Raw genomic sequence first — 11,652 nt, forward strand, 5'->3', positions numbered from 1 at the left:
ACGGCAAGGCGAAAACGCTTAAAAAACCAAAACAATAGTATTAAATATCAATAACTTAACTAATTACCAAAGATTTCAACGCCAATGACGACAGATAATTCCAGTTAAAAAGAGTATTAGATTTTTATGACAAGACTAATACTCAAGACGGATAACTTACTTCAAAAACCTCGACGAAGAGGTTTCACACTATGACAATCATCTGTTAAAACGTTTTACGCAGTCAGTATATTTGCATAGAAGGGTTTAAAGAGGGTAAAAGAGCTGTTTTGCAAATGGCTATGTTGTCATAGCCACAGTGCTCTATCTTGTACCTAAGTTACTTTTCTAAGGCAGTGGCCTTCCTCTCGAAGTTACATACAGATTGTACCAATCACTTCTTTCAAGATGAATTGTTAGCGCCTGTATTGCACTTTTGATCCGTGTTACGTGAGTTGTGCCAATCACAGGTTGGATCTTAGCTGGATGCCGTAACAAAAAAGCAAGCAAAATAGCTTCCGAACCAACCTGATATTTATTCGCTAGAGTTTTGACCAGCTCGGCTGTTGCTCTTACCTTTGGGTCGTTAGAATCAATACCTTGCTCAGAATACAGCCCTCTTGCCAAGCTCCCCCACGCTTGCAGCTGGATCTGATGTCGTTGGCAGTACTCCAACGTCCCACTGACAAAGTCAACTTGGCTATTGCGCTCACTACCGACAGATACCCCATCATCAAGCCAGTCTAATCTTTGCAAACTCATTTCAATCTGGTTGCTGACAATGGGCATGTCTAACGCGCTTTGCAAAAATGAAATTTGGTGTAAGTTCATATTAGATACAGCGATATGATTGATTTTCCCTTGCTTTTTAAGGCGTAAAACCTGCTCCGCTAGCTCGTCTAGGACCATCAGTGGGTCGGGCCTATGCAGCATCAATACATCTATATATCCCAAGTTTAAACGCGATAAAATGCCATCTACAGATTCCCTTACCCAACTACTTGAAAAATCATACCGACCAACTTGTGCACCATCTTTTTTCCGAATGCCACATTTAGACTGAATGATCATACTTTCTCTATACAAAGGGTTTTCAGTCACTACTTTTCCAAATACCTGCTCAGCTCTGCCGTCGCGATAAATATCAGCATGGTCAAAAAAGTTGATGCCAGAGGCCAGCGCAAACTCAATGACCTCACGTGCTTGTTTGACATCACTATCTCCTATGTGCGGCCCGTTGCCGCCAAGGCCCATACATCCGTATGCTATGGGGCTTGCTAGAGGAAAGTGTTTGTGTAAGGGAATACCTGTATTCATACGTTACTCTTACTGGTAGAAAAGTTTATGTGCCTATATGATATTGTTCTTTAAATTGAATAAAAGAGATAAAAAAAGAACTCTTTGTTCAAAATAGTAAACAATGAATTTTAGGATAGTAAAAGTGAATGAGCATAAGCGCATTGAATTGCTGCTGCTTTTTGTCAAATTGGCAGAGGAGCTTAGTTATACCAAGGCAGCACTCGCTCTTGGGATCTCTAAAGGACAATTATCTGAAAAAATAAAGCGATTTGAGCAGGTATTAAACACGCCTCTGTTAGTAAGAACGACTCGAAATGTGAAACTGACTCAATATGGTGTGCAAGTATATGAGCAAGGTAAATTGATCCGAGCCCAGTTATTTGAACTCGAAAGAAGTGTAAATAATGACGAAATATCAGGGGTCATTCGTATCACCGCTCCGCGCATGTTTGCACAAGTTTACCTGAGCGAGATCTGCTGTGAATTTAAAAAGCGCTACCGTGAGATAGAATTTGAAATTGATGCAAGTTACCGCACACACAATTTAAACGTCAAAGACTATGACGTAGCCTTTAGAGCCACTGTATCTCCTCCTCAAGATATGGTTGCCATAAAACTTTTTGACTATCAACATATTATCGCAGCCTCGCCTAACTATTTAAGTGAGGCAGACTGCTTAACTACACCATTAGATTTAGCCCACCACACATGTATTGTGGTCAATCAACAAAAGCAATGGCCTTTTAAGGAACAGTCTATTTCCGTTACGGGATGGCTTTCAACAAATGATAATAACTTGGTGAAACAATACGCGCTGCAAAATGTAGGACTTATCCGCATCGCTGACTACTTTGTGAAACAAGAGCTTAAAGCAGGAAAGCTAATATCCGTGTTAGATGAATTTATAGAAAAACGCAGTAACGGCATGTATTTGTTTTACCCACAAACAGCACAACCTGCGCATAAACTCAGAACTTTTATTCAATTTGTTAGAGCATATTTCGAACAAACCAACTGTGATAATAAAAATTAACAAGCTGTATCATAAAGTTTTCACTTGGATAATTTTTTTCACGCGCTAACATAGCAAACAAAAACAAGGAAACAACGTGTTATCAGGCATTATTTCTAAAAGTAAGTCGTTAGGTCCCGGTATTTTAATGGCGACGGCGGCCGTAGGTGGCTCTCATCTCGTCGCAGCAACACAGGCTGGCGCATTATTTGGTTGGCAGCTGTTGTGGCTTATCATCATCGTCAATGTGCTCAAGTATCCATTTTTTCGTTTTGGTGTTGAATATACAATACATAGCAAACAGAGCTTAGTACGTGGTTACAAAGACAAGAACCCCTCTCTTTTCTATCTGTTTTTTATCATCAATTTACTCGCTGCGGTGGTAAACACAGCCGGTGTATTGCTGTTAACAGCAGCGCTCTTACAATATATCTTGCCCGGTGACTTGGCATTAACCACCTTGAGTTTTGGGCTTTTGTTTGTCTGTTTAGGCATACTCATTTTTGGCCATTACAAGCTACTAGACAGTGCTAGCAAAGTAATTATGGCATTTCTATGTATAGCAACAACAGCTGCGCTGGTAGTGGCGCTGGCAAACGGGCCTGCACATCCGACTCCGCAAATTGCGCCTTCTCCCTATGAACTTGCATTACTGGGATTTATGGTGGCATTGATGGGGTGGATGCCTGCACCTATTGAAATATCAGCCATCAACTCTCTGTGGTTGAAAAGTAAATTGAGAACAAGCAATCTCACCAAAAAACAAAGCCTATTTGATTTCAACCTCGGCTACGCTTTAACGTTAGGGCTCGCGTTGATGTTTTTCATACTCGGCGTGATGCTGCAATATGGCCAAGAACAGAAAATTGAATTGGCAGGTGTCGCATTTTCAAAACAACTTATTGATATGTATGCTCTGACTATCGGAGAATGGTCTCGTTGGCTTATCGCTGTGGTGGCTTTTTTATGTATGTTTGGTACGACACTTGCCGTATTAGATGGCTACGCACGAACATTGGATGAAGCTATAAAAGTCATAAAACCACACGAGAAGAAATATAGCTTGTCTCTGATAATTGGCTTGCAATCAGCCCTTGGTATGGTGGTTGTCTTATTCTTCAAAGGCAACCTAAAAGATATGCTGATGTTTGCCATGACTATGGCATTTTTGACCACCCCATTTTTTGCTTGGCTCAATTTGTCTTTGATCAAAGGAGAGATTTATGACTCACAACCAAAAGCAGTTAAAGTACTAGCTACACTAGGTTTATTCTATTTGGTGTCATTTTCAATGCTGTTTGTAGTTTGGCGCTGGGTATTGTAATTGGAAGAGAATGCCGCAAGGGGTAACACTCATGACTTTTAAGTCATGAGTGTTAAAAGATTAAGCGGCAAGCGCTTTTACTTGCTCCCAAATGCTGACAACATGCTCTTTGTCTTCATCTGTTAATTCGCCATTTCGATACGCTTTAACCAGGCTCTCTTCAATTTTGCTGTTTAATTCTTGAGGTTGAAGATCAAGCTCCTCAACTTGTGCGTACCCGACTGCTAAGTCAAAATGACCACGTAAATAACCACCAGCAAACAGCTCATCATCATCTGCACGGTCAACTAATTCATCAAAAAACTGCTGTGCAGCCTCTACATAGGTTTCAAATGACATTCCGTCTCCTCACTTATTCTTGATGCCCAACGGCATACATCACATGGTCATTGTACCCTGTGACGACTTTAATATATCCACTTAACTCATCATCAAGTGCTTGATCGCCCGTATCTGCAATGAGCGGACGGCCATTTAATGCTTGTAGCTTGCGTTTTGTCGCAACCACAATAATATTCTCTTTGCCAATTTGCCTGATTAACTCAGGACTCAGCTGCTGGTTACCTCGCCCAAAAATGTGGCCTTGGCCACCGATTAATGTGATCACGAGTTTAGTCTGATGACCTTGGGTAAGCTCAAGTAATTGCGCTGCGGTCAAATCTTGACCCAGCAGTTCATGATCTTGAACCAGATCGACACCTAATAAAGTGTTTTCTAGGCCCAATTCCTCCATGACAGCTTCTACTGTAGAGCCGGAGCCCATAATGTACCTCTGATCTTCATCCATCTCAGAGATCACATAAGCCGCAATGTCGGCAAGGACCAGTTCGTCGCTTTCTTTACCGCCATTTTTAACACTTTGGACAAAACGAACTTCACTGGGTACTTGCATTTCACCGTAGCGCTTAGCCTTGACAGTGCCTTGTCTAAAAGCGGTTTCATCTATGTCCATCACATCGGCTTCAGCCAAAGTGACCAACTCGCCTTTAATCAGCATTTCGACAACTCGACCAGCCGCTTTAGGTGTAATGGCATAAACACCACTGTGAATTTTACATCCCGCAGGAACACCTAGCACTGGGGCTTTGTCTTCAACCACAGCACAAATATTTCTTGCCGTGCCATCACCACCAGCAAACAAAATAAGATCAACGCCCTGCTCTATAAGCTTTTGGGCCGCTATTTCAGTATCTTGTGGTGTCGTTTCATCATCAGCATGATATACAACGTGCGTTTCAAAGCCCAACTCGCCCGCGATGCGCTCGCCCATTTCTCCTGAAACAGTGAAAATAGCAATATTGTCTTTAAATGGTATCAATTGCTCCAAAGCAAGTTTTGTGCGGTTATTGGATTTCGGTTCAGCCCCCAAAGCTAATGCTTTTTGCGCTGTGTCTGCGCCATCGCTGCCCTTTAAGGCAACGGAGCCCCCTAATCCTGCAACTGGATTTACAATTAATCCGAGTTTAAATGACATTTTCTAACTCCTGTGGACAATCCCATGAAAACTGTGCCTGCTGCAAAGGCCAAGGCGTGTTATAAAACCTCGACAAAGCGCTAAGCAGTTGCTCGGTACGCGCATTAAAACCGTGCTCTAGCAGCAGTAATACCTGTTCATGCACTCGCTTTTGAAAGCTAAATCGACATGTTTGTTCGCCGTTTAAGTTGTCTACCGATACATTAAAATCGAAACCAGCTGCGACGCTAAGCGCCCACTCGATGGCTTGCGGTTTAACCTCAACCTTTTCAAATTCTGCTTGTTTGGCCTTGTCTCGACCATCTGGGCAGTACCAATATCCATAATCTTCTAGTAAACGTCTCGCTTCACCAGCGACAAGCCAGTGGGCAATTTCATGTAATGCGCTGGCATAAAAACCATGGGCAAAAACCACTTGATGAAATGAGCACTGCTCGTCGGCGGGTAGATAAATTGGCTCATCGTCACCTTTGACCAAACGCGTATTGTGCGTGGCCGCAAACTGTGTGTCGAATATATTTTTGAGATCAGATATTTGGTGCATAAACGCAATTAGAGCGCGGTCATTCAATGGCGGGAGATTGTACGTACTTTTGGCATGAAAGTAAAAAGATGCGGCTGTAAAACCCTAATTTAAACACGTCTTTTGCTACCTTTAAACACCTTCCTTGGTGTTAAATTTACTTAGCTGGTTACATGGAAAATGAACGAGATACAGAAACAACGACCCTTTCATCTGCTGTATCAATATCTAAACTCGTATTTTCTGCCGCTACTTCAAGATTAAACTCATCAATACTTGTTTGATAGGCTAATCGATAGTGATGATATGATTTATCATTTTCCTTCCACAACCATTTTTCTCCATCTAGAGAATTGGATACATCAAAGCTCGCTTTTATAGCATGGTTAGGAGCAACTTCAACTGTATGAGCTATCATAGCTATTGTATGGCCCGCGCCTGAACCGAAGTAGTCCCAGCTGTACCAAAAGTTAAATTCAGTATTGCCCAAAGCATTGTCATAGCCAAATTTAGCATAAGCTTCTGGATAGTTTCCGTCATTTGACTCGCTCGCGCCATGATATGTGTAATAAGCAATACCAAAGTCAGCACTCCACAGTGTGTTGAGCTCTATAAACTTACCAACATAAAAGTCCCACTCAATATCTGTATCACCAAAGTCGACATTAGATGCCCAAGAGCCAGCATATACGCCGTTATCAAATGCCTTGTCCAAACTCCCTTGAATAGCCGGGTCGTTTTGCGTCTGACTTACACCATTGAAGGTATAATCGGACGCAGCTGTCACAGTTGTACTCCAGTCTGCCATCGCCAAGTTAGAACATAAAAGTAGTGGAAGTAGATGCGCTTTTTTTGAAATATTCATAATTAACTAACTGTTTTTATCTTATTAAAATCGATTTTGTTATCTTCAGGCGAGCTCTGAATCTTACGGACCATTTGCATCTTTTTGCTGAGGATAAACCCAAAACACGCAAAAAATATAGCAATAACTATCGCCCCAACCCATTGGATTTGTAGAAAATTCAACTGAAATAAAAGCGTCAATAATGACAACGAGATAATATTGAGCAATATATAGTTACGCTTTCCTAACCGTTTAACTGTTAGGTTTAAGTTATCGGTGTACAGTCTGACAAGTGAATCCAAGGAATTGATAACAAACACCACACCCACAAACACCATTGCAAAGTTAATTAATCCATCGGTTGCGATTCCGGCTTCATGGTAGTGGTACAATACGGCAAACCATGCTGCAATCGGGATAGATGGAAACACAAGCATGGCCGCGAGTACTTGATAAGTTTTTAATCCGCCTACAAAGCGTGCCGTAAATTGACCTATCATAATGCTCCATGCAAACCACCAAAATAAGTAGAATTCGTGATAATCATTGAGAGGTAATACAAACTGATGCATATTTGCAAAATAGTCACTCATTAGCGCTAAATTACTGAAGTAATTACTAACAGTGCTATCTCCAAATACAAATGCATTTAACCAAAGTAAGACGATAAGTCCAATAAAAACCCACGCTGTCGAAACACTGAGCAACTTTACGTATTTAATGTCAGTGCTTGAATACACTGCCAACGAAATAGCAACAAAGACAATAAAATAGAATGAAGTTACTATGGACTCACCATCTCCCACACTTGGTAAGTACCATGGCAAATTAGACAGTAACAAATAGGCTGTGAATGCACACGTACCCACAATGACAACATTGTTAACTAGCTTCACCAATGGAATTTCAAAAAACTGAACTTTAGGTTCAATTACGCAGAAATAAAAACAGGTAAGGAAATAAAACCCCCAGATCAAAAAGCCCCAGTAGCCAAATTCAATAGCCAATGGGTTGGTAAATCCATATTCTGGGCTTGTGTTTATGTCTGCGTAACCAGCAAACTCGGTTAGTGGGAACATGATCAAACCAACATCAAGCCCCGAGGTGAACAATATTGCAATAAAAGTAAATGTTTTTACGGGTGTGACACCAACAACTTGAACACTGCCCCATTTGTATAGGATAAAAGCGATAGAAAGCAGGGTAAAAAGAACACCTGCACTAAGCCAAATGGTCATTGTCGCCCTCCCAAAATAAATAAAAATAACTCATTTTTTTTTCCCGTATAAGGTTGTTATTGTTTTGTTTGCCTGACTGACACAACCTAACTTTTGCAATGTTAGTGATGCACTCACCTAAGCAAACAGGTGCCCGGCCTTGGTGGCCAAGCATCAGGTGAGAATGAACAAACTAGCGCTGTTGTTCTTGCCAATTGGGATGAATATGCGCACTAGCATTGGCAATTGGTAAAGGCTTGTTACCTAAGATTAAATCGGCCGCTTTCTCTGCAACCATGATTGTTGGTGCATTCAAGTTGCCATTTGGTATGGTTGGATAAATAGATGAGTCGACGACTCTTAGACCCTTTAAACCGTGTACACGAGTTTGTGAGTCGACAACTGCCATGTCATCATCACCCATCTTACATGAGCAAGATGGGTGGTATGCACTCTCTGCTGCTTGACGCACAAATTCATCGATCTCTTGATCGCTTTGAACATGCTCTCCCGGCTGAATTTCTCCATCACGATATGCGTCAAAAGCGGGCTGTGAAATGATCTCACGAGTCAAACGTACACATGCGCGAAACCCTTCAATATCATCTTGATGCTGTAAATAGTTAAATTGGATCTTAGGAGAGACTTTTGGGTCTTTTGACTGTATTAGCACGGAGCCTCGGCTTTTTGGTTTGTTATGTCCGACATGGACCTGAAAACCATGACCTTCAAATGCTGACCTACCATCATAACGGATCGCAGCTGGCAAAAAGTGATACTGAATATCGGGCCATTCAACACTCGCCTTAGAACGAATAAACGCACAAGACTCAAAGTGATTGGTTGCGCCCAAACCAGACTTGTTCAACAACCACTGTGCCCCGATTAAACCTTTTGAAAACAAGCCCAACTTACCATTGAGTGTAATGGGCTGCTTGCATTTGTATTGAAAGTAGAACTCTAAATGATCTTGTAAATTTAAGCCTACACCTGGCAAGTGATGTTTCACCTCCACCCCTGCACTTTCGAGCGTTTTGGTATCACCAATACCCGACAGTTGCAAAATATGCGGAGATCCTATTGGCCCGGCACTTAAGATAACCTCTTTGCTAGCCTGTACGGTCACATTTTGACTTTTATACGTATATCTAACACCAGTTACTTTTTTGTCTTCCAGCAGTACCTTATTCACCAATGCGCCTGTTACTACCGTAAGATTCTTCCGACTTTTAACAGGGTCCAAATAAGCTCGACTAGTAGAACTGCGATAGCCGCCTTTTACAGTCATGTGCATTGGTCCAAAACCTTCTTGCTGCTCTCCATTGTAATCAGCGGTGACGGGGTAACCCGCTTGCTCACCCGCCTTTATAAAAGCGCCGTATAAAGGGTTGGCCATTTCATTTCCATTGTTTACGCCCAGTTCTCCATTGCCACCACGGTAATCATCTTCTCCTTTAAGCCAAGTCTCAGCCTTTTTGAAGTAAGGTAGGCAAGCTTGATAATTCCACCCCTTTGCCCCATGAGCTTCCCATTCATCAAAATCTTTGGCATGACCACGGACATAAACCATGCCATTGATGGAGGATGACCCGCCGAGTACTTTGCCTCTAGGGCAATGCATCTTTCGATTGTTTAAATATGGCTCAGCTTCAGTATGAAACTGCCACGCATACTTATCGGTATTCATCGGAATTGACAATGCCGTTGGCATTTGGATGAAAATACTTTTATCTGAACCACCAGTTTCTAATAGCAAAACTTTGTTTTTGGGGTTTTCAGATAAACGATTGGCCAACACACAGCCCGCAGAACCTGCACCAACAATAATATAATCAAACGTTGACATGAGGCCCCCTTAAAATGGGCTGTCGATTTTGCTCATACCTACATAAACAGACTTTGTCTGAGTATAGTTATTAAGCGTTTCAACTCCATTTTCTCTGCCTATTCCCGATTGCTGATAGCCTCCTACAGGCATTTCGGCAGGTGAATTACCGTAGCTATTGATCCAACAAATACCAGCTTTAAGCTGATGGATGACACGATGTGCACGTTGGATATTAAGACTAAAAACACCAGCACCTAAACCTAGCTCGGTATCATTGGCTCTGGCAATAACTTCATCTTCATCCTCAAAAACAAGCACACTCATAACTGGGCCAAAAATCTCTTCTTTGACAATAGTCATTTCATCTGAGCAATCAATAAACACGGTCGGAGCAACAAAGTATCCGTTCGGTGCTGACTCAGGTTTAAGTGCATGACCACCGGTTAACAACGTCGCACCTTCTTGTTTTCCCTGTTCAATGTAATCTAGCACCAACTGTTGGTGCTTTTTCGAAATAAGCGCTCCAAGGTTTACATTAGGATCAAGGGGATCTCCTGCAACAATATTTTGCTCTGTACGTGTTTTAAGTTCAGTCAAAAACTCCTGATATATGTTTTTATGTACATAAACACGTGTACAGTTTGTGCAAATTTCACCTTGTGTGTAAAAATTGCCAAGCATTGCTGCACTAACCGCTTCAGATATATCGGCATCATCAAATACAATTAGAGGTGATTTACCACCAAGTTCCATTGTGACATCTTTCAAATTTGATGCTGCACTTTGCATTACTTTTTTCCCGGTCCCAACTTCGCCGGTAAAAGATACCTTTTCTATATCAGGGTGTGTTGATAGCCATTCACCTACTTTGGCTGCGCCCTGTACAACATTGAACACACCTGCAGGCATACCCGCTTCAATAAAAATTTCTGCTAGTTTAATCGCCCCTAAAGGGGTTTCTTCTGATGGTTTGAAAATCAGTGAGTTACCTGCAGCAAGAGCTGGACCAGACTTCCAGCAAGCAATTTGCAATGGATAGTTCCAAGCTCCAATTCCTGCACATATACCCAGCGGTTCTTGACGAGTATAAAAAAAATCTTCCCCTACAGGTTGCTGTGCGCCCATTTGCGTAGGAGCAAGACCTGCGAAGTATTCGATAACATCCGCACCGGTTTGAATATCTACACAGTCAGCTTCTTGAATGGGCTTACCGGTGTCTAACACCTCAACTTTCGCCAGCTCATCATTTCGTTCTCTCAGTAAATATACAGCTTTATTGAGTATCCTACTGCGTTCAACTGGCGTCATTGCCGACCACTTTGCAAAACCTTGCTGAGCACTGCCAATTGCTTGTTTTTGAATATATTCATCGGCAACCTCAACGTGATACATCACTTCATCAGTCGCAGGATTTACAACCGGAAATGTTTCTTTTGATTGGTTAGCGACAAAAGCGCCATGAATAAAATTTTGATAAACCACTGCGGTCATTTTAGACTCCACGAGACGAAATTAGAGATAAGATATATTGCTTTGCCAACTGTTCAGCTTCTGCGAACGCTGTTTCATTTGCTTTACTAAGCACTGCTCGAAGCCACAAGCCATCGATCATTGCTGCGCTCAGCTTCGCAGCTCTTCGTGCATCCTCTTTGTCGAGAAGGGCAAAGAAAGAATAAGATAAGTTACTGTAAAGTCTCTTAGAATTGATCCTTTGTAGCCGATGCAACTGTTCATCATGCATCGACTGCGCCCAAAAACTCAGCCAAGTTTTTGTCGCACTTGTTTGCTGCTGTACGACAGAAAAATTCGCCTCAACGATGAACATCAGTCGCGCTTTTGCATCGCAATTTGAATGTGCTTTAGATATCAAACTGGTTTTTAAGCTAGTAAGTAAATATCGAACAGTGGCCTCGATTAGGCCCTGCTTACCACCAAAATAGTGACTAATTATCCCAGAAGATAACCCTGCTCGTTTACTAATACTGTTAATCGTAGTCGCGTGTAAACCAAGCTCCGCAACTGACTCTAACGTCGCCTCAATTAGTTGTTGACGACGTATCGGTTCCATTCCAACTTTAGGCATAATATTTTTAATTGAACGTTCAATTAATATAAATTATATAGAGCTCTAACTATTATAACAATATGA

The 11,652-nt window shown here is 41.8% G+C and carries 11 protein-coding genes; 2 read left to right on the forward strand and 9 right to left on the reverse strand.

Annotation, left to right across the window (positions count from 1 at the left end; all coding sequences use genetic code 11):
* Positions 1 to 327: 327 nt before the first annotated feature.
* On the reverse strand, positions 328 to 1,296 hold the full coding sequence (locus N483_RS12170) for an aldo/keto reductase (RefSeq protein ID WP_023401571.1): 969 nt from the start codon (positions 1,294 to 1,296) through the stop codon (positions 328 to 330).
* A 124-nt stretch (positions 1,297 to 1,420) separates the two neighbouring features.
* Here N483_RS12170 and N483_RS12175 point away from each other — a divergent pair, with 124 nt between their 5' ends.
* Together N483_RS12175 and N483_RS12180 are read left to right on the forward strand one after the other, a co-directional pair.
* Complete coding sequence (locus tag N483_RS12175; protein ID WP_023401570.1) at positions 1,421 to 2,311, forward strand: LysR family transcriptional regulator; 891 nt, start codon at positions 1,421 to 1,423, stop codon at positions 2,309 to 2,311.
* A gap of 127 nt (positions 2,312 to 2,438) precedes the next feature.
* Complete coding sequence (locus N483_RS12180; protein ID WP_052027451.1) at positions 2,439 to 3,614, forward strand: NRAMP family divalent metal transporter; 1,176 nt, start codon at positions 2,439 to 2,441, stop codon at positions 3,612 to 3,614.
* A 60-nt stretch (positions 3,615 to 3,674) separates the two neighbouring features.
* On the opposite strand, the gene N483_RS12185 is transcribed toward N483_RS12180, so the two are convergent.
* From N483_RS12185 to betI, 8 genes are all read right to left on the reverse strand, one after another.
* On the reverse strand, positions 3,675 to 3,953 hold the full coding sequence (locus N483_RS12185) for a YfcL family protein (RefSeq protein WP_023401568.1): 279 nt from the start codon (positions 3,951 to 3,953) through the stop codon (positions 3,675 to 3,677).
* Positions 3,954 to 3,966: 13 nt separating this feature from the next.
* Positions 3,967 to 5,088: an ATP-NAD kinase family protein gene (locus N483_RS12190; RefSeq protein ID WP_023401567.1), complete on the reverse strand. Its 1,122-nt coding sequence runs from the start codon at positions 5,086 to 5,088 to the stop codon at positions 3,967 to 3,969.
* Positions 5,078 to 5,632, reverse strand: a complete 555-nt coding sequence (locus N483_RS12195) for an elongation factor P hydroxylase (RefSeq protein ID WP_023401566.1) — start codon at positions 5,630 to 5,632, stop codon at positions 5,078 to 5,080. The genes N483_RS12190 and N483_RS12195 overlap by 11 nt, the downstream gene beginning before the upstream one ends.
* A gap of 148 nt (positions 5,633 to 5,780) precedes the next feature.
* Positions 5,781 to 6,476 (reverse strand): TorF family putative porin, encoded by a 696-nt coding sequence (locus tag N483_RS12200; protein WP_023401565.1) that lies wholly within the window; start codon positions 6,474 to 6,476, stop codon positions 5,781 to 5,783.
* Between the two features lie 2 nt (positions 6,477 to 6,478).
* Positions 6,479 to 7,696, reverse strand: a complete 1,218-nt coding sequence (locus N483_RS12205; RefSeq protein ID WP_023401564.1) for a BCCT family transporter — start codon at positions 7,694 to 7,696, stop codon at positions 6,479 to 6,481.
* Between the two features lie 172 nt (positions 7,697 to 7,868).
* Positions 7,869 to 9,521, reverse strand: coding sequence for a choline dehydrogenase (gene betA / locus N483_RS12210; protein WP_023401563.1), 1,653 nt, complete (start codon positions 9,519 to 9,521; stop codon positions 7,869 to 7,871).
* A 9-nt stretch (positions 9,522 to 9,530) separates the two neighbouring features.
* On the reverse strand, positions 9,531 to 10,994 hold the full coding sequence (betB, locus tag N483_RS12215) for a betaine-aldehyde dehydrogenase (protein WP_023401562.1): 1,464 nt from the start codon (positions 10,992 to 10,994) through the stop codon (positions 9,531 to 9,533).
* 1 nt (position 10,995) lies between these two features.
* A complete protein-coding gene (gene betI / locus N483_RS12220; protein ID WP_023401561.1) occupies positions 10,996 to 11,586 on the reverse strand; it encodes a transcriptional regulator BetI in 591 nt (196 codons plus the stop codon).
* Between the last annotated feature and the right edge of the window lie 66 nt (positions 11,587 to 11,652).

Source organism: Pseudoalteromonas luteoviolacea NCIMB 1944 (assembly GCF_001625565.1).
In the GTDB taxonomy this organism is placed as follows: Bacteria; Pseudomonadota; Gammaproteobacteria; order Enterobacterales; family Alteromonadaceae; genus Pseudoalteromonas; species Pseudoalteromonas luteoviolacea_F.